This is a genomic window from Streptomyces sp. NPDC006197 (assembly GCF_040613865.1).
Classification (GTDB): Bacteria; Actinomycetota; Actinomycetes; order Streptomycetales; family Streptomycetaceae; genus Streptomyces.
Genome location: NZ_JBEXSZ010000162.1, coordinates 1 through 18,158, shown reverse-complemented (window position 1 = coordinate 18,158; position 18,158 = coordinate 1). Strand labels below are relative to the sequence as shown.

Sequence of the window (18,158 nt, the reverse complement as noted above, 5' to 3'; positions counted from 1 at the left end):
CAGTCGGCGTCGGCGGGGGTCCAGGCGTAGCGGCGGTAGCCGCCGGAGGCCGCGTTGCGGCCGATGCCGTGGAGGCTGGTCCACATGGCGTGGAACCGCGCGATCAGCCGCCTGCTGACGGCGTGACGGCCGCTGAAGGCACTCATCGCTCGACCGCGATCCGGCGGTGGCACTCCCGGGCCAGCGAGGGATAGGCGGCGGCGATCGCCTCGTACAACCGCCGCCTCAGCAGTCGTTCCGCCTCGCCCCGTCCCGCCTCCCCGTAAAGGCCGTCGAGCAGCGACTCGTACCGCGACAGGGCGTGCCGCAGATAGCTCACCTGCCACCGCACGAGCGCCCCGGCCGGTGTGCCGCCCCGTGCCGCGGCGGGGTCCGGCCCGGGACTTCGTGCCCCCAGCAGATGCCGGTGCCGCACGGCCCGCTGCTCCAGCTCGGGCCGGGGCAGCCGGGGGACCTCGATCGGCTCCGCGCGGATCGCGGCCAGGACGGCGGCCCGTCGCCGCTCCGCGTGGATCCCGGCGGCCGAGGCCCGGGCTCGGCAGAGCGCGGCCGTCTCGGCGAACTCGGGCGTCCGCTCCACCGTCTCCACCCGGGCCAGCAGATAGAGCCGCACGGGCGCGAGGGACCAGCGGCGCGGATCGCGCCCCTGCACGTCCGGCGTGCCGAGCAGGTCCCGCACCATCGCGTCGGTCCAGCCGCGCCGGCGCACTCCCGCGAGGCTCACATAGGTCGTACGGTCCGTCATGATTCCCCCTGACTCGACTACGGAGCGTGACGATTCCAGTGAAGCGCACCCCACTGACAACGACCCCTTGCCGAGCCGGCGCGGACTGTGCGATATAGGTCTGGACCTTTTCGACGGACGGAGGCCGGCCCGTGCAACGACCGCTTGCCGCAAGCCTGTTGACCGCGACGACGCTCCTCCTCGCCGCCTGCTCCGGTCCCCCCGCGCCCCGGCCGAAGGACACCCGGGCGCCCACCGCCCCCGCCGGAGTCACCGCCACCGCGGGCAGCGCGAGCACCGTCCACGTCATGTGGAGCGCGGCCACCGACGACCGCGCCGTCACCGGATACGCCGTCCACCTCGACGGCCGCAAGGTCAAGGACCTCCCCGCCACCACCCTGATGACCGACGTCGTCGGCCTCGCCCCCGCAACCCGCCACCGCTTCACCGTCCGAGCCCGCGACGCCGCCGGCAACGTCTCGCCCCCCGGCGCCGGCGTCACGGCCACCACCCTCCCCGCCGCCGCCGAGGACCGCACGCCGCCCACCACCCCGACCGCCCTCCGCGTCACCGCCGACGGCAGCCGCGCCGCCACCCTGCGCTGGTCACCGGCCCGCGACGACACCCGGGTCACCGCGTACGACGTCTACCAGGCCGACACCCGTGTCCACACCGTCCCCGGCACCGCCACCACCGCCCACCTCACCGGCCTGCGCCCCGGCACCGCCTACGCGTTCACCGTCCGCGCCCGCGACGCCGCCGAGAACTCCTCCCCGGACAGCGCCCCGGCCGACCTCACCACCGCCCCCTCCCCGGGCGCCCCGCCGAACACCGCCCCCAGAGACCTCACCGCGACGGCCGCCAGGGGCGAGATCACCCTCACCTGGACCCCACCGGAGACGGGCGCCCCCGTCACCCGCCACGAACTCCACCTCGACGGCCGCTTCGCCACCACCATCATCTGGGGCACCACCCCGCCCCCGGGCCGCGCCACCTACACCTTCCCGGTCCAGGACCCCCCGGGCACCCGCCACACCGTCACCCTCCGCGCCCAGCTCCCGGACGGCACCTGGGGCGACTTCTCGGCACCGAGGACCGTCGTGGTCCGCTGAACTCCCCTCTCCCTGGCCGAAACCGCACCCTTTCGTACCGCCTGACGGCGCCTCACCCTGCGACCAGGGGAAGTGACAGGCCGCTGGGGGGCGCCGATGTCCGATCCGATCTACGTACCCGCACTGCCCGCGCGCAGGAGCGCGCTCGCCGCGTACGACCGGCTGGCGCCGCACGTACGCTCGCGCGTGGCACCGCTCTGGAGCGTCCCACCCCGCGTCGGCGGCGCCCGCAGCCTGGGCACGCGCCCGTTCCACCCGCTCGATCCGGACCCGCCCGCACTCGCCCGCCACCTGCGGACCGCGCTGCACCGGCTGGTGGACGTGCAGCGCGGACTGCCCGCGTGGGTGGACACCTTCCACGCGGAGGACGAGCCCTGGCACCTCGTCACGGAGTTCTGGCGAGGTCTGGCGCGCACCGCGCTCCGACCGGTCACCGGCGTCGAGCGGGACGTCCGGCAGCAGACGGCCGCCGCCGAGGCCGCCCGTGCCGGCGGAAACGGCCTCGGCGTCCGGCTGTTCCTGGGAGGCCTCCCCGACGAGCGGCTGCGGGACGAAGTCGGCACCCTCCTGGAACGGACCGCCTTCGCGCACTGCCCGATGGACCTCCTGCTCGACCTGGGCGGTGTCCTCGACGAGCACAGGCCCGCGGAGAAGTGGGCGCTGCGCGCCCTCGGCCTGCTCGGCCCCCTCCGCCGCTGGCGGACGATCGCCGTGCTCGCCGGTTCCTTCCCCCGCACGTTCCCCGAGGGCTACGGAGCTCCGCTCGCGGAGGCGCACCGGTTCGACTGGGACCTCTGGCACGTGCTCGTCGACGGCCCCGAACAGCCGGGCGCCCACGTCACGTACGGCGACTACGGGGCCGACCACACCGGAGGGGCCGACCGGTCGAGCACCGCGGGCGGCGGCCCGCCCTGGGGCGTCGTGCGCTACACCACGGACCGCACCTTCCTCCTCGGGCGGGTGCCGACCCAGGGGCCCGACCACGCGGACGCGGTCCGGGCACTGGTCCGGGAGATCGTCGAAGCGGAGGACTTCCGGGGAGCGGGGTTCAGCGAGGGGGAGCGCTGGCTCGCCTCCTGCGCGGACGGATCGGGAACCGCCGGAGCGGGCACCCCCGCCGTCTGGCTGCGCGCAGGCCACATCCAGCACCTGACCCAGGTCGTCCGCGGCCTGCTACGACACTCCTGAGCCGTGGCGCCTGCCCGCCGGAACCGGCTGCCCGGAATTACCCTGGGAAGCGTGGCCGAGACCGTTCTCACCAACACCGGGCTCGACAGCTTCCTCGACGGAGCGCCCGAGCATCGTGACCCCGCGTTCGCGCGGGCCGCCGAAGCGGTCCTGGGACTGCTCGCCCTGCGCGGCGCCGACCGGGCGACGGGGCTGCCCGAGCCGACGCCCGGCCTCGTGCGGCAGCTCCTGGTGGAGGACCTGCCGACCTTCGTGTACGCCCCGCCCGGGCAGCTCGCCCACTACCCGGCCGTCCTCGGGGCCCTCGCGGCACGGTTCGACGGGGGGCGGCGCGAGCGGATCGCCGCAGTCGTCGCCGAGTCCGCACCCGACTTCGAACGCGCCATGAACGACCCGGGCAACCTCACCTGGCACCGCTGGTACGCCTCGCTGCTGCGGACCTGCGGCGCCGACCTCACCGACCCCGAGGACGTACGGCGCCGGCTCGCCGCCCTCGACGGGGCGCCGCTCCCCGACGGGGTGCGCCGCGCCCACCTCATGGGGCGGACCGCCCTCGCCGACGTCCTGCTCGCCGAGGCGCTCACGCGCGCGTACGTGCGGGACGCCGAAGCGCCCCCGGCCGCCGGGCCGCTGCTCACCGACCACGCCGTCGCGACCGGCATCGGACAGCTCGCCGCCGCGCTCCAGGACCGGTGGACCGCCGCCGGGCTCGCCGAACAGCTCGCCGGGCCGTACGCGCGGTTCGCGCCGGGACCCGACGCCTTCCCCCACCTCGTCCTCGCCGACGCCCTCCTCGACGAGCACCTCGACTACCACGGGGACCCCGCTGCCCCCGTGCCCCCGCCGCCCGCGATCGAGGCCGGGCCCGTCGAGGAGGACGCCGACCGCCTCATCGGCGTCGTCGAGGAGCTCGCGGAGGAGGAGTTCGAACCCTACGGGGGCGAGGCGCCGCACCTGCTGTACGTGGTCTACCAGCGCGGCTGCGCCGCCGAGTCCGTCGCCCGCAAGGCCGCCGAGTACGAGGACTGGACCGTCGACCCGGCCCTGGAGGACCTGCCCGTGCCGGTGCCGGACACGGCGCCCGAGGAGTACACCGCCCCGCCCCTGCCGGAGCTCGTCCGGCTCCTCGGCACGGCCGAGCTGACCGAGGCGGACCGGGCCCGGCTCGAAGGAGCGGCCCGCGACCTCGCCGCGGTCCTCGACCGCCTCGCCGCCACCGGCCTGGTCTTCCGCCGCGGCGACGCCTTCGGGCTCACCCCGCGCGGGGCGGGCGCGGTGCGCTATCTGCTCGCGGTGCGCGGGGTCACCGCGCCCGACGCCGCCGAGGCCGCCGCCTGGACCGCGCCGGAGGCGGTCGCCGCCGCCGGGGGCTGGCCGGCCTCCGTCGCCGCGCGCGTACTCGCCGACTGGCTCCACGCGCGCGTGGACACCGCCGACGCCTGGTCCGAGCTGCTCGCCGCCCTCGGCACCGTCCACGCCGGGACCTCCGACGCGGCCGCCACCCGCGGCCTCTTCGCCGTACTGGACACGGCCGGGGCGCCCCCGGAGGCCTTGCGCGGTGCCCTCCGCGACCCGGTCGTCGGCGCGTACGCCCTGGAAGCCCTGCGCGAGCGGGGCGAGCCGGCGGACCCGATCCAGGTGCGGGCCTCGGCCCGGGCCCTGTACGTCCTCGACGGGCTGCCGGCCAAGAAGGGCCCCCTGGAGTCCCGCCGTGCCGCCTTCGACGCGGCGGCGGCCGCCTGGCCCGGCGGTTCCGCCGCCCTGGTCCGCGCGATGGCCGCGGCGGACCGCCACGAGACCGAGCGGGTCCTCCACCCGCTCGGCATCACGCTCCCGTGACCGTGGTGACCGCTAGCCCGCCGTGAGGTACATCCCCGACGCCCCCGTCCCCGCCGTGTTCCGGCAGCTGCGGTTCCCCGTGGGGACGGCGTTGATCAGGGCCAGGCAGCGGCCGAGGGCCTGCTGGCCGTAGGCGTTGGGGTGCATCGACTCCTGGACGAGGCCCTGCGTGCTCTGGCTGTCGATCCAGCGCGCCCACTCGCTCGTGGTCGCCGACGGGGGCACGGTCGACGTGACCTGCTTGCTCGCCTTCGCGCAGACCTCACGGCCCTGGAGCGCGTCCCGCAGGTCCATGAACTGCACGCCCTTGGCGGTGGCGACGCCCTTGAGGCGGTTGGCGATCTGGGGGACCAGGGAGTCGCGGGCCCAGTCGGAGTCGGCGTCCCAGAAGGGGCAGCCACCGGTGTTGGTGCGGGCCCAGCCGCTCTCCGCGTACCGGTTCTCGGCGGCGCGCGGGATGGGGGAGGGGTACGACTGGAGGACGATCCGGTAGTCGCCGGCGGCGTATCCGGCGGCGGACATGACCGCTCGGATCTCGTCGACGGACCGGCCGACGTCGGCCATCACGCCGTCGATCTTCGCGTCGACGACGGCCTGCTGGTCGTCGTTGCAGTACGAGTACCAGACGATGTAGTCGCTCGCGCAGGTGCTGATGATGTCGCCGAAGCCGAGGTCGTTGCCGCCGATGGACAGGGCGATCAGCTTGACGTCGTTCGCGGCGGCCACGGCCGCCAGCCGGTCGGCCTGGGGTGCCTCGCCCTTGAAGGCCTGGCCGCCCTGGGAGGCGCGGAAGACGTTCTCCGTGGTCGCCCCGGAGCAGGCGAGGTTGATCAGCGAGCTCGCGATCGGGCCCGCGCTCCTGACCTCGGAGACGTCCGAGCGGTCACAGCCGCCCGCGGTGCTGCCGTACACCCGGGACGGGTCGTAGGTGCTGCCCGTCCAGGCGCGGTCGGTGCCGTTGCGGCTGCCGCTGTTCGTGAGGCTGTTGCCGAACCAGCGGCCGGCCTCGCCGGAGATGTAGCTGTCGCCCATGGCGACGACGGCGGTGGGGCCGGAGCCGGGGGAGGCGTGGGCGGCGGGAGCGGTGAGCGAGGCGAGCCCGGCGGCGGTACACAGTGCCAGGAGTGCGCGCAGCGCACGGTGGGGGGACGAAGGCATGGCTGTGCTCCTGCGGTACGCAGTGACGTGGGGGACAGCCGCCGGCCGGTGGCATGGCGGAATCTCGCACGGCGTGGCTTGTTACCGCTAGGTAGCTGCATATCTCGGTTCCGTCTCGTCGCCTGTGCCGCAACCGGTAACGGACAGGGCTCCGCCCCCGGCGATGTGCGTCACCGGGGGCGGAGCCCTGTTCAGGAGGTGTGCGGCCGCTGTGCGGTCGGCCGGGGTTCCCCTGTCAGCCGACCAGCTGCTCGTACGCGGGAAGGGTGAGGAAGTCCGCGTAGTCCGCGTCGAGCGAGACGTGCAGGAGCAGGTCGTGCGCCTGCTGCCACTTGCCGGCCGCGAAGGCCTCCTCGCCGATCTCGGCGCGGATGGCGTCGAGCTCCTGGGCGGCGACCTTGCGGGCCAGCTCGGGGGTGGCCTTCTCGCCGTTCTCGAAGACCACGCCCGCGTTGATCCATTGCCAGATCTGGGAGCGGGAGATCTCGGCGGTGGCCGCGTCCTCCATCAGGTTGAAGATCGCGACGGCGCCGAGGCCGCGCAGCCACGCCTCGATGTAGCGGACGCCGACCTGGACGGCGTTGCGCAGGCCGTCGTACGTGGGCTTGGCGTCGAGCGAGTCGATGGCGATGAGGTCGCCGGGCGCGACGGAGACGTCCTCGCGCAGGCGGTCCTTCTGGTTCGGCCTGTCGCCGAGGACCGCGTCGAAGGAGGCCATCGCGATCGGGACCAGGTCGGGGTGGGCGACCCAGGAGCCGTCGAAGCCGTCGCCGGCCTCGCGGTCCTTGTCGGCCTTGACCTTCTCGAAGGCGACCTTGTTGACCTCGGCGTCCTTGCGGGACGGGATGAACGCCGCCATGCCGCCGATCGCGTGCGCGCCGCGCTTGTGGCAGGTGCGCACGAGGAGTTCGGTGTAGGCGCGCATGAACGGGGCGGTCATCGTGACCGCGTTGCGGTCCGGCAGGACGAACTTGGCTCCGCCGTCACGGAAGTTCTTGACGATGGAGAAGAGGTAGTCCCAGCGGCCCGCGTTCAGGCCGGCGGCGTGGTCGCGGAGCTCGTAGAGGATCTCCTCCATCTCGTACGCGGCCGTGATGGTCTCGATGAGGACCGTGGCGCGGACGGTGCCCTGCGGGATGCCGACGTAGTCCTGTGCGAAGACGAAGATGTCGTTCCAGAGGCGGGCCTCCAGGTGCGACTCCGTCTTCGGGAGGTAGAAGTACGGGCCCTTGCCGAGGTCGATCAGACGCTGGGCGTTGTGGAAGAAGTACAGGCCGAAGTCGACGAGCGCGCCGGGCACCGGGCGTCCGTCGAAGGTGAGGTGACGCTCCTCCAGGTGCCAGCCGCGCGGCCGCATGACGACGGTGGCGAGCTCGTCGGCGGGCTTCAGGGCGTACGTCTTGCCCGAGCGCGGGTCCGTGAAGTCGATCTTCCGGGTGTACGCGTCGATCAGGTTGACCTGGCCGAGGACGACGTTCTCCCAGGTCGGCGCCGAGGCGTCCTCGAAGTCGGCGAGCCAGACCTTCGCGCCGGAGTTGAGCGCGTTGATCGTCATCTTGCGGTCGGTCGGGCCGGTGATCTCGACGCGGCGGTCGTTCAGGGCCGCCGGGGCCGGCGCGACCCTCCAGGAGTCGTCGGCGCGGATCGCGGCGGTCTCCGGAAGGAAGTCCAGGGTGGACGTACGGGCGATCTCGGCGCGACGCTCCGCTCGGCGGGCGAGGAGCTCGTCCCGGCGCGGGGTGAACCGCCGGTGCAGTTCGGCGACGAAGGCCAGGGCGGCCTCGGTGAGCACCTCCTCCTGACGCGGGAGGGGCTCGGCATCGACGACGGCCAGGGGGGACGGCGCTGGTGCGGACATGAACTGTCACTTCCTTCAGCGGACTTCATGGGCGGTGCCAGGCGGCCGCCGGGCGTCACGGAACGGCACGGAGTGCCACAGGCGCCGAGATACGGCCGCAAGCGCCTTCTGAACGAGCAGGCGCTTCTGAACAGTGGATACTAGTTTCCTCATGGTGGAAGTTCAATGGTTTGTTGATGTCGAGATTCTCCGGATCGACAGAACATGGCGCTCGGTGCCAAGCCGTTCACTCCAGGTGGGTCCGCTCCGGCCGGGTTCACTCCAGACGGGACAGATCCGCCTCCGTGTCGATGTCGTAGGGCTCGGCCACATCCGAGCAGTCCACCGGGGTGATCGCATCCCGGTGCGCCGCCAGATAGTCCCGCGCGCCCCGGTCGCCCACCGCCGTCTCCGCGATCCCCGCCCAGTGCCCGGCGCCGAACAGCACCGGATGCCCCCGCACCCCGTCGTACGAGGCCGCCGCCAGCGAATCCCGCGAGCCGTACGCCGCCCGCACCCGGGCCACGGCCTCCACCCCGATCCCCGGCTGGTCGACCAGCAGGACGAGCGCCGCGGCCGGCCCGCGCGGGTCGGCGGCCAGCGAGGCGAGCCCGGCCCGCAGCGAGGAACCCATCCCCTCCGCCCACTCCGGGTTGTCCACCAGCACGCACCCGGGCAGCTCGGCCCGCTCCCGTACGACCTCGGCCGAGGCCCCCAGCACCACGTGCACCACCTCGCAGCCGGCCCCGCGCAGCACCCCCACGGCGTGCTCGACCAGTGGCCGCCCCCGGTGCGTGAGCAAGGCCTTCGGCCGCCCCCCGAGGCGCCTGCCGCCCCCCGCGGCGAGCAGCAGTCCGGCGACGACGGGGCTTCGATCTTCTGCTGTTGTCATGGGGACTGCATACCTCATGAGGCGGAATCACACGGTCGCCTGAATTCCGTCCACCAAGGGTGGCGCGCCGGGGTGGCGAAGGAGTTAACTGGCCCGCGACTCACGGCGCCCGACCGCCGTCCGGGGGCGGCTCGGAGTGTTTCGGAGTGGAGTTCTGCGCACAGTGTGGTGCGAGGGGGAGAACCGTGTTGCGAAGCGTGGGGCAGAGGCGAGTGACCGGCGAGGGCGTGGACCCCAGGGTGGCCGAACTGCGGGCCGCCGTGTCCCGGCTCCGGCGCGAACTGGCCGCGCACCGGGTCGATTTCGCCGACCGGGGGATAGCCGAGGACGAGCTCGCCGCCCTGGACGCCATGGCGCTCAGCGGCGATCCCGAGGTATGGCGGCTGCGCCGCTCGCTGCTGCTCGTCGCGGGCTCCGTCGGCTCCGTCAGCGCCCTCGCCGAGGGCCTCGCCGGGGTCCGGCGCGCGGTCGAGCTCTTCGGGCCCCCGCAGCCCGGGCAGTAGGCCGGCGGTCAGTAGGCCGGTGGTCAGGAGGCCCGCGGCCGGGAGGCCGGTGGTCAGTCCGGGCCGGAGACGAAGACCAGGCCCCGGGCGGGCTCCCGTTTCACCCACTTGACCTGGTCGCCGTGCCGGTGCCGCCGGGCACGAGTTGGGTGGGAACCCGGACCTCCGAGAACGGAACCTGCCATGTACGAGATGCACATCGCACCCGACAACTCCAGCGGCCTTCTGGTCTGGCACGTGATCGCCAAACAGGCGGGCAGCAGCCTCTGCGGCCAGACCGTCGACCGTGACGCGGACGGCATGCGGACGGACCGGCACTGCCTGCCGTGCATGCGGTCCTTCCAGGACCTGATGGCCGCCCGGGCCGACTCGTCGGCCGAGGACCGGCCCGACGGCCTCACCGTCTGATCAGCCGCCGTGCCGTCGCCGCCGCCACCGCCGCCGTGCGCGAGTCCACGCCCAGCTTCGCGAAGACGTGCACCAGGTGGGACTTCACCGTCGCCTGGCTCAGGAACAGCGCCTTGCTGATCTGCTGGTTCGACAGGCCCTCGCCCACCAGCTGGAGCACCTCCAGCTCGCGCTTGGTCAGGGCCTCCGCCGGTGTCCGCATGCGGTCCATCAGCCGGTGCGCCACCGCCGGAGCGAGGGCCGACTGGCCGGCCGCCGCCGTCCGGACCGCCGCCGCCAGCTCCTCCGGCGGCGCGTCCTTCAGGAGGTAGCCGGAGGCGCCCGCCTCCACCGCCGCCAGGATGTCCGCGTCCGTGTCGTACGTCGTCAGGACCAGCACCTTCGGGCCGCCCGGCGCCGCCGTGATCGCCGCCGTCGCCTCCGAGCCGTGCATCCCGGCGCCGAACTGCAGGTCCATCAGGACCACGTCCACGCCCCCGGCGGCGGCCAGCTCCACCGCGCGCTCGGCCGTGGCCGCCTCCGCGACCACCGCGAAGTCCGGCTCGGTGTCGAGGACCGCGCGCAGGCCCGCCCGTACCACCGGGTGGTCGTCGGCGAGGAGGAGTCGGATGGTCATGCGGACGCTCCAGCGGGGAGGGGGAGGGAGACGGCGACGGCGGTGCCCTGGCCGGGCGCCGACTCGACGGTGAACGTGCCGCCCAGCGACTCCGCCCGCGAGCGCATCGCCGGAAGCCCGAAACCGCCGTCCGAGGAAGGACGCACGGACGCGGGGTCGAAGCCCCGGCCGTCGTCGACCACGTCCAGGGTCACCGACGCGTCCATGAACGACAAGGTGATCTCCGCCCGCGAGGCCGAGGCGTGCCGCACCGTGTTCGCGAGCGCCGACTGCGCGATCCGCAGCAGCGCGACCTCGTACGGGGTCGGCAGCTCGACGGGCGTGCCGCTCACCGAGAACCGGACCCGAGGCCCGCCCCCCGGCCCGTACGGACCCGTACCGGACGGGTCTTCCGGGGCCGGCCCGTAGGGACTCGCACCGGACGGGTCTTCCGGAGCCGACCCGTAAGGACCCGTACCGGACGGTCCCTCCGGGGCCGGCCCGTAGGGACTCGCACCGGCAGGCCCCTCCGGGACCGGACCGGGGCCCGGTTCGCACAGCCGCTCCAGCGCCGCCGCGAGGGAGCCGTGCTCCAGGTCCGGCGGCGAGAGCGCCCGGACGAAGCGCCGCGCCTCCGCCAGATTGTCCTGCGCCGCCTCGCGGGCCCGGCCGATGTGGCCCGCGGCGGGGGAGTCCGGCGGGAGCACCCGCTCGGCCGCCCTCAGCAGCAGCTGGATCGAGGACAGGCCCTGCGCGAGCGTGTCGTGGATCTCCCGCGCGAGCCGCTCCCGCTCGGCGAGCGTCCCCGCGTGCCGCTCCGCCGCCGCCAGCTCCGCCCGCGTCTCGATCAGCTCCTCGATGAGCCGGCGCCGCCGCTCGCTCTCCCGGTACAGCGCCTGGTAGCCGAGGACCGTCGCCACCGCGACCGCGGCGCCGAGCAGCGGCCCGATGAAGACCCCCGGATTCAGCGCGGCGCCGTGTCCCACGTACGAGAGGATCGCCGCGGCCGCCGTCAGCGCCACGGCCGGCAGCGACCAGCGCGTGGGCAGCAGGTGCAGCTGGAGGAAGTACAGGGGGAAGGCCAGCCAGAGCGCCTCCGGGGTGAGCCAGAGCAGCCCGAGCCAGGACGCCCCGAGGACCGCCAGCCACGCGGCGGCGGCGCGCTGCGAGCTCCGCACGGACGGCAGGGACGAGCCGGTCGCGTAGACCCCGCCCACGACCGCCGCCATCGCCGTCCCGGCGGCCGACTCCGCCCGTGCCGCCGCCAGGACGAGCAGCCCCGCCATGAGGAGGTGCAGGCAGAGGCGCAGCGCGCGCAGGGCGGGGGTCAGAGAGCGGGGATCCATGATCCCTCCAGCGTAGGCAACGGGCGACGATCCGGACTCAACCGAAAGTTTGATGACGGAGCCATCCGTGGCGCGATGCCCGCGGGGGACCTCGCGGACCACTCTGGTCAGCATGTTCGTGGCATGGAGAGACCTGAGATTCGCCAAGGGGCGTTTCACCCTCATGGGCACCGTGATCGTGCTGATCACCCTGCTCGTGGGATTGCTGTCCGGGCTGACCGCCGGACTCGCGCGAGAGAACGTCTCCGCGATCACCGGTCTGCCCGCCGACCGGCTGGCCTTCGCGGCGCCGCCGTCCGGGCAGTCGGTCTCCTTCACCAACTCGACGGTGACGGAGGAGCAGTGGCGAGGCTGGGCGGAGCGGCCCGGGGTGACGGAGGCCGATCCGCTCGGCATCCGCACCCTCAACGCCGCCGCCGGGGACCGCACCGCCGCCGTCTCCGCCTTCGGTACGGAACCGGACGCGGGACTCGCCCCCGCCGCCGTCGGCGCGGGCAGGGCCGTCCTGTCCGAGTCGGCGGCCCAGGAGCTGGCCGTGCGCGCGGGCGACCGGGTCCGCCTCGGCCCGCTGGAGGTCACCGTCGCCGCGGTCTCCGGCGACGCCTCGTACAGCCACACACCCGTGGTGTGGACCTCCCTCGACGACTGGCAGAAGCTCGGCCGCAGCGGCACCACCGGGCGGGACCAGGCCACCGTGATCGCGCTGAGCGGCGGCGACGGCGTCGACTGGGCGGCCGGCGACAAGGCCGCCGACACCGAGGCCCGCACCCTCGACGGGGCCCTCACCGCCATAGGGTCCTACCAGGCCGAGAACGGCTCGCTGCAGCTGATGCGCGGCTTCCTCTTCGCCATCTCCGCGCTCGTCATAGGGGCCTTCTTCACCGTCTGGACCATCCAGCGCAGCGGTGACGTCGCCGTCCTCAAGGCGCTCGGCGCCTCCACCCCGTACCTCCTCAGGGACGCCCTCGGGCAGGCCGTCCTCATGCTCACCGCGGGCACCCTGCTCGGCACCGCGCTCGCGGTCGGCATCGGCGCCCTCGTCAGCGGCGGGAACGTGCCCTTCGTCCTCGAACCGCTCACCGTCCTCGGGCCGGCCGCCGTGATCGTCGTCCTCGGCGTCCTCGGCGCCGCCCTGTCCATCCGGCGGATCACCGCCGTCGACCCCCTCACCGCCCTCGGGAGCGCCCGATGAGCCTCGTCCTCGACGCCGTCACCCTCACCTACCCCGACGGCGACGGCCGGCTCACCGCCCTCGACGCCGTCTCCCTGACCGTCCCCGCCAGCACGCTCACGGCCGTCGTCGGGCCCTCCGGCTCCGGCAAGTCCAGCCTCCTCGCGGTCGCCGCCACCCTGGTGACCCCGGACGAGGGGCGGGTCGTCGTCGCCGGGACGGACACGGGGGCGCTCACCCCCGCCGCCAGGGCGCAGCTGCGCCGGGAGCACATCGGGATCGTCTTCCAGCAGCCCAATCTGCTGCCCTCGCTGAGCGCGGCGGAGCAGCTCCAGGTGATGGCCCATCTGTCGGGACGTCCCCCGAAGGCGGTACGGGACCGGGCCCTGGACCTCCTCGACGCGGTGGGGCTCGCGGACCAGGCCCACCGGCGGCCGCACCAGCTGTCGGGCGGCCAGCGGCAGCGCGTGAACATCGCGCGGGCGCTGATGAACGAGCCCTCCGTCCTCCTGGTCGACGAGCCGACGAGCGCCCTGGACCACGAGCGGGGGGCGGCGGTCATGGACCTCCTCGCCGCGCTGACGGCCGAGCGCGGGACGGCGACGGTCCTGGTCACCCACGACCGCACGCACCTGGCCCGCACGGACCGCACGGTGACGGTCCGGGACGGCCGCCTGGCGGAGTCGGTGCGGGCCTGAGACGGGCAGGTCATCCGGTGCGGCGGGCCCGGGAGCGGGCCCGCCACCCCAGGGCGACCGAGACCAGGCCCACCAGCACGGCGACGTACGCGCCGCCGAGACCGGTGCCGGTGCCGAGGCCACCGTCGGCGTGACGGCGGCGCTGCTGTCGACCGGCGTGTCCGGCCTGGTGTCACCGCGGGACGCCGGGCGCTGACGTCCGACGTCAGCCGAACCAGACCACCAGGCGGACGTTCTCGTCGCCGTGGACGGCGGCCTGTTCGCGCATCGCCGTCCACGCCGGGCCCCAGTCGCCGTCCGGCGGGACGAACATGCGGGGAGTGAAGGTCACGGGGCGGTACGTGGCCCCGTTCCAGTGGACCTCGCCGCCCGGTGGCCACTCGTGCGGCATCAGGTCCTCGCCGAAGAGCTCCTCCGCCGCGTCGAGGACCTCGATCGGCGTCCAGGGCACGTGGTGGAGGACGAGTGCGCCGTCCGGGCCCGGCCGCCATTCACCGATGTGGTTCCCGTCGGGCCTGTCGCAGAGCGGCCCGTCCCAGTCGACGGCCGCGACCTCGGCCCAGGTGGCGTACGAGTGGCTGTGGCTCAGCTCGTCGTACGCCGGGACGGCTTCCGAGGCGTCGTCCGGGATTCCGCGCCGGTCGAACAGGGGGCGTTCCACCTGGAGTGCCCCGCCGTAGCCGAAGAGGACTTCCCGGGCGTGCCGGTCGCGCCGGAGCGCGCTGTCCGGCAGATCGAGGGCGGACTCCCAGCGGCCGCCGGGCCCGCGCACCTCGATCACGCCGTCGATGTCGACCCCCACGGCGGCCTCAGCCCTGGCCGTTGCCCGAGGTGTTCGCGAGGGCCGCCGACAGTTCGCGGGCCACTTCCTGGAGGATCGGGACGATCTTGTCCGTGGCCGCCTCGGTGACCCGGCCCGCCGGGCCCGAGATGGAGATGGCCGCCGCGGTGGGGGAGTCGGGTACGGAGACAGCGAGGCAGCGGACCCCTATCTCCTGCTCGTTGTCGTCGACCGCGTAGCCCGTCTCGCGGACCGCCACGAGCGCGTCGAGGAAGCCCTCCGGCGTGGTGATGGTCTTCTCGGTCGCGGCCGGCATGCCGGTGCGGGCGAGCAGCGCCCGCACCTCCTCCGCCGGCGTGTGCGCCAGGAGCGCCTTGCCGACGCCGGTCGAGTGCGGCAGGACCCGGCGGCCGACCTCGGTGAACATGCGCATGGAGTGTTTGGACGGCACCTGTGCGACGTACACGATCTCGTCGCCGTCGAGCAGCGCCATGTTCGCGGTCTCGCCGGTCTCCTCGACGAGCCGCGCCAGGTAGGGGCGGGCCCAGGTGCCGAGGAGGCGGGCGGCGGACTCGCCGAGCCGGATGAGCCGGGGGCCGAGGGCGTACCGGCGGTTGGGCTGCTGGCGCACGTAGCCGCAGGCGACGAGGGTGCGCATCAGGCGGTGGATGGTGGGGAGCGGAAGTCCGCTGCTGGCGGAGAGCTCGCTCAGCCCTACCTCGCCCCCGGCGTCGGCCATCCGCTCCAGGAGGTCGAAGGCGCGCTCAAGGGACTGGACGCCCCCGCTCGCGGCGGGCTTGGCGGCGTCGGTGGTGCTGGCGCTGGACGTCGGCACGTCAACGGTCCTTTCGGGGCAGGCGGGCAAGGCAGCAGCCTACCGGGCCGCCGGCCGGGGTACATGGTCCCGGTACCGGCGTCAGCGCCGGTCAGGGGGTGTTTGTCCGGTGTCGGTGACGGCCCGGAGCGGTCCGGGTCCGGCTCGCATGTGTGGAGCTACGTTCTACTGTACGAAATTTCCATTCCACTTTGTGGAAAGCTCTAAGTCGGGTCCACCGACGCCCGATGCTGGAAGTGTGCCCTTGACGACCCCTCGCTCGGAAGTGAAGACTCCTTTTCAACAGTTCGTTGAAATTCTTGGTTTTCTCTGCGAGTCACTTGAAGAGAGGGGTACGGGTGGACGTCAACCTGGTCCTGCGCTCGACACGCGTCATCACCCCCGAGGGGACGCGCCCGGCGTCGATCGCCGTCTCCGGAGGGACGATCGCGGCCGTGCTGCCGTACGACGCCGAGGTGCCCGCCGGCGCCCGGCTCGAGGACGTCGGCGACGACGTCGTCCTCCCGGGACTCGTCGACACCCACGTCCACGTGAACGACCCGGGCCGCACCGAGTGGGAAGGCTTCTGGACCGCCACCCGCGCGGCCGCCGCCGGTGGCATCACCACCCTGCTCGACATGCCGCTCAACTCGCTGCCCCCGACCACCACCGTGGAGAACCTGCGCGTCAAGCAGGAGGTCGCCCGCAGCAAGGCCCACATCGACGTCGGCTTCTGGGGCGGCGCCCTGCCCGACAACGTCAAGGACCTGCGCCCCCTCCACGACGCCGGCGTCTTCGGCTTCAAGTGCTTCCTCTCGCCCTCCGGCGTCGAGGAGTTCCCGGAGCTCGACCAGGAGCAGCTGGCCAACTCGCTCGCCGAGATCTCCGGCTTCGACGGCCTGATGATCGTGCACGCCGAGGACCCGCACCACCTCGCCGCCGCGCCCCAGCGGTCGGGCGGCGCCTACGCCGACTTCCTCGCCTCCCGCCCCCGGGACGCCGAGAACACGGCCATCGAGAACCTGATCAACCAGGCCCGCCGGCTCGACGCCCGCGTCCACGTCCTGCACCTCTCCTCCTCGGACGCGCTGCCGGCCCTCGCCGCCGCCAAGGCCGAGGGCGTGAAGATCACCGTCGAGTCCTGCCCGCACTTCCTCACGCTCACCGCCGAGGAGATCCCGGACGGCGCCACCGAGTTCAAGTGCTGCCCGCCCATCCGCGAGGCCTCGAACCAGGACGCCCTGTGGCAGGGGCTCGCGGACGGCACGATCGACTGCATCGTCTCCGACCACTCCCCGTCCACCGCCGACCTGAAGACCCCGGACTTCGCCTCCGCCTGGGGCGGCATCTCCTCCCTCCAGCTCGGCCTGCCGGCCATCTGGACCGAGGCCCGCCGCCGCGGCCACACCCTGGAGGACGTCGTCCGCTGGATGTCGGAGGGCCCGGCCCGGCTCGCCGGACTCACCCGCAAGGGCGCCATCGAGGCCGGCCGCGACGCCGACTTCGCCGTCCTCGCCCCCGACGCCACCTTCACTGTCGACCCGGCCGAGCTCCAGCACCGCAACCGGATCACCGCCTACGCGGGCAAGACCCTCAGCGGCGTCGTCACCTCCACCTGGCTGCGCGGAGAGCGGATCGCCGACCACGGCACCCTCGCCGAGCCCTCCGGCCGCCTCCTCGAAAGGAACAACTGACGTGTCGTCCATACCCAGCTTCACCGGTGACGCGAGCCCCTACGGCGGCGGCGACCCGTACGCCGACTACCGGACGGCCGACTTCCCCTTCACCCAGTACGCGGACCTCGCGGACCGGCGCCTGGGCGCGGGCGTCATCGCGGCCAACGACGAGTTCTTCGCCGAGCGCGAGAACCTGCTCAAGCCCGAGGCCGCCGAGTTCGACCCCGAGCACTTCGGCCACAAGGGCAAGATCATGGACGGCTGGGAGACCCGCCGCCGCCGCGGTGTCTCGGCCCAGCAGCCGCACCCCACCGAGGACGACCACGACTGGGCCCTCGTACGCCTCGGCGCGCCCGGTGTCGTCCGCGGCATCGTCGTCGACACCGCCCACTTCCGCGGCAACTACCCGCAGGCCGTCTCCGTCGAGGCCACCTCCGTGGCCGGCTCGCCCTCGCCCGAGGAGCTCCTCGCCGACGACGTGAAGTGGACGACGCTGGTCCCGCGCACCGCCGTCGGCGGCCACGCCGCCAACGGCTTCGCCGTCGACGTCGAGCAGCGCTTCACGCACCTGCGCGTCGACCAGCACCCCGACGGCGGCATCGCCCGCCTCCGCGTCTACGGCGAGGTCGCCCCGGACCCGGCGTGGCTCGGCGTCCTCGGCACCTTCGACCTCGCGGCCCTGGAGAACGGCGGCCAGGTCGAGGACGCCTCCGACCGCTTCTACTCCCCGGCCACCAACACCATCCAGCCGGGCCGCTCCCGCAAGATGGACGACGGCTGGGAGACCCGCCGCCGCCGCGACAAGGGCAACGACTGGATCCGCTACGGCCTGGTCGCCGAGTCCGAGATCCGCGCCGTCGAGATCGACACCGCCTACCTCAAGGGCAACAGCGCGGGCTGGGCCGCCCTCTCCGTCGCGGCCGAGGGCTCGGAGGAGTGGACCGAGATCCTGCCCCGGACCCGCCTCCAGCCCGACACCAACCACCGGTTCGTGCTCGACACCCCGGCCGTCGGCTCCCGCGTCCGGATCGACATCTACCCGGACGGCGGCATCTCCCGCCTCCGTCTCTTCGGCTCCCTCACGGAGGCCGGTACGGCGCGGCTGACGGCCCGCCACCAGGAGCTCGGCGGCTGACGCCACCGGCTCCCCGAGCCGGACGCGTCCACGCGGCCCGGCTCCCCCGAACTGGGCGGGTACGACACCCCGCCCGGCCCGCGAGGGCGCACCGACCCGACAGCACCGGTGCGCCCTCGCGCCCCCTTTTTCCGGGCTCGTCCCCTTCCGGGCGCCGCCGGGCTCACGAGCCCGGCGGCGCCCGTCGGGTCGCGCGCCGGGTGCCCGGTGGGGGCGGTAAGCGGCGGGCCCGCCGGGCACCCAGAAAACGGCGCCCCGCACCAACACCCCCCCCGGCCCCC

General features: G+C 73.9%; 17 protein-coding genes and 2 pseudogenes. 9 read left to right on the top strand and 10 right to left on the bottom strand.

Annotated features, from left to right (window positions below):
* Together ABZ318_RS33745 and ABZ318_RS33740 are read right to left on the bottom strand one after the other, a co-directional pair.
* Positions 1–146, bottom strand: a pseudogene (locus ABZ318_RS33745) (allantoate amidohydrolase); the annotation flags it as partial.
* Positions 143–745 carry a hypothetical protein gene (locus ABZ318_RS33740; protein ID WP_356906250.1) on the bottom strand — a complete coding sequence of 201 codons (603 nt, stop codon included), beginning with the start codon at positions 743–745 and terminating at the stop codon, positions 143–145. The pseudogene ABZ318_RS33745 and the gene ABZ318_RS33740, both read right to left, overlap by 4 nt.
* Before the next feature lie 131 nt (positions 746–876).
* On the opposite strand from ABZ318_RS33740, the gene ABZ318_RS33735 reads away from it, so the two are divergent.
* The 3 genes from ABZ318_RS33735 (at position 877) to ABZ318_RS33725 (ending at position 4,863) form a co-directional block, all read left to right on the top strand.
* Entirely contained in the window at positions 877–1,836 is a 960-nt protein-coding gene (locus ABZ318_RS33735) for a fibronectin type III domain-containing protein (protein WP_356906249.1), read from the top strand.
* Positions 1,837–1,932: 96 nt separating this feature from the next.
* The gene (locus tag ABZ318_RS33730; RefSeq protein WP_356906248.1) at positions 1,933–3,024 is read left to right on the top strand and encodes a hypothetical protein; all 1,092 of its coding nucleotides are present in this window, start codon (positions 1,933–1,935) and stop codon (positions 3,022–3,024) included.
* 51 nt (positions 3,025–3,075) lie between these two features.
* Positions 3,076–4,863 (top strand): hypothetical protein, encoded by a 1,788-nt coding sequence (locus ABZ318_RS33725; RefSeq protein ID WP_356906247.1) that lies wholly within the window; start codon positions 3,076–3,078, stop codon positions 4,861–4,863.
* A 12-nt stretch (positions 4,864–4,875) separates the two neighbouring features.
* On the opposite strand, the gene ABZ318_RS33720 is transcribed toward ABZ318_RS33725, so the two are convergent.
* From ABZ318_RS33720 to ABZ318_RS33710, 3 genes are all read right to left on the bottom strand, one after another.
* The gene (locus ABZ318_RS33720) at positions 4,876–6,021 is read right to left on the bottom strand and encodes a GDSL-type esterase/lipase family protein (protein ID WP_356906246.1); all 1,146 of its coding nucleotides are present in this window, start codon (positions 6,019–6,021) and stop codon (positions 4,876–4,878) included.
* Between the two features lie 235 nt (positions 6,022–6,256).
* Positions 6,257–7,879: a malate synthase A gene (gene aceB / locus ABZ318_RS33715; RefSeq protein ID WP_356906245.1), complete on the bottom strand. Its 1,623-nt coding sequence runs from the start codon at positions 7,877–7,879 to the stop codon at positions 6,257–6,259.
* 256 nt (positions 7,880–8,135) lie between these two features.
* A complete protein-coding gene (locus tag ABZ318_RS33710) occupies positions 8,136–8,750 on the bottom strand; it encodes a nucleotidyltransferase family protein (RefSeq protein WP_356906244.1) in 615 nt (204 codons plus the stop codon).
* A gap of 185 nt (positions 8,751–8,935) precedes the next feature.
* On the opposite strand from ABZ318_RS33710, the gene ABZ318_RS33705 reads away from it, so the two are divergent.
* Both ABZ318_RS33705 and ABZ318_RS33700 read left to right on the top strand, forming a co-directional pair.
* Positions 8,936–9,253: a DUF5955 family protein gene (locus tag ABZ318_RS33705; protein ID WP_356906243.1), complete on the top strand. Its 318-nt coding sequence runs from the start codon at positions 8,936–8,938 to the stop codon at positions 9,251–9,253.
* Positions 9,254–9,436: 183 nt separating this feature from the next.
* Complete coding sequence (locus ABZ318_RS33700; protein ID WP_356906241.1) at positions 9,437–9,661, top strand: hypothetical protein; 225 nt, start codon at positions 9,437–9,439, stop codon at positions 9,659–9,661.
* On the opposite strand, the gene ABZ318_RS33695 is transcribed toward ABZ318_RS33700, so the two are convergent.
* Positions 9,651–10,277: a response regulator transcription factor gene (locus ABZ318_RS33695; protein WP_190159217.1), complete on the bottom strand. Its 627-nt coding sequence runs from the start codon at positions 10,275–10,277 to the stop codon at positions 9,651–9,653. The genes ABZ318_RS33700 and ABZ318_RS33695 overlap by 11 nt on opposite strands.
* A complete protein-coding gene (locus ABZ318_RS33690; RefSeq protein WP_356906240.1) occupies positions 10,274–11,602 on the bottom strand; it encodes a sensor histidine kinase in 1,329 nt (442 codons plus the stop codon). The genes ABZ318_RS33695 and ABZ318_RS33690 overlap by 4 nt, the downstream gene beginning before the upstream one ends.
* 112 nt (positions 11,603–11,714) lie before the next feature.
* On the opposite strand from ABZ318_RS33690, the gene ABZ318_RS33685 reads away from it, so the two are divergent.
* Both ABZ318_RS33685 and ABZ318_RS33680 read left to right on the top strand, forming a co-directional pair.
* Positions 11,715–12,794, top strand: coding sequence for an FtsX-like permease family protein (locus ABZ318_RS33685; protein ID WP_356906239.1), 1,080 nt, complete (start codon positions 11,715–11,717; stop codon positions 12,792–12,794).
* Entirely contained in the window at positions 12,791–13,471 is a 681-nt protein-coding gene (locus tag ABZ318_RS33680) for an ABC transporter ATP-binding protein (RefSeq protein ID WP_356906238.1), read from the top strand. The genes ABZ318_RS33685 and ABZ318_RS33680 overlap by 4 nt, the downstream gene beginning before the upstream one ends.
* A gap of 10 nt (positions 13,472–13,481) precedes the next feature.
* On the opposite strand, the pseudogene ABZ318_RS33675 reads toward ABZ318_RS33680, so the two are convergent.
* The 3 genes and pseudogenes from ABZ318_RS33675 to ABZ318_RS33665 form a co-directional block, all read right to left on the bottom strand.
* Positions 13,482–13,592 (bottom strand): annotated as a pseudogene (locus tag ABZ318_RS33675) (DUF6223 family protein); the annotation flags it as partial.
* Positions 13,593–13,676: 84 nt separating this feature from the next.
* The gene (locus ABZ318_RS33670) at positions 13,677–14,273 is read right to left on the bottom strand and encodes a hypothetical protein (RefSeq protein WP_356906237.1); all 597 of its coding nucleotides are present in this window, start codon (positions 14,271–14,273) and stop codon (positions 13,677–13,679) included.
* A 7-nt stretch (positions 14,274–14,280) separates the two neighbouring features.
* Positions 14,281–15,087 (bottom strand): IclR family transcriptional regulator, encoded by an 807-nt coding sequence (locus ABZ318_RS33665; RefSeq protein WP_356906236.1) that lies wholly within the window; start codon positions 15,085–15,087, stop codon positions 14,281–14,283.
* A 338-nt stretch (positions 15,088–15,425) separates the two neighbouring features.
* Here ABZ318_RS33665 and allB point away from each other — a divergent pair, with 338 nt between their 5' ends.
* Together allB and alc are read left to right on the top strand one after the other, a co-directional pair.
* On the top strand, positions 15,426–16,760 hold the full coding sequence (gene allB / locus ABZ318_RS33660) for an allantoinase AllB (protein WP_356906235.1): 1,335 nt from the start codon (positions 15,426–15,428) through the stop codon (positions 16,758–16,760).
* A gap of 1 nt (position 16,761) precedes the next feature.
* Positions 16,762–17,877 (top strand): allantoicase, encoded by a 1,116-nt coding sequence (gene alc, locus ABZ318_RS33655; protein ID WP_356906234.1) that lies wholly within the window; start codon positions 16,762–16,764, stop codon positions 17,875–17,877.
* The last annotated feature ends 281 nt before the right edge of the window (positions 17,878–18,158 follow it).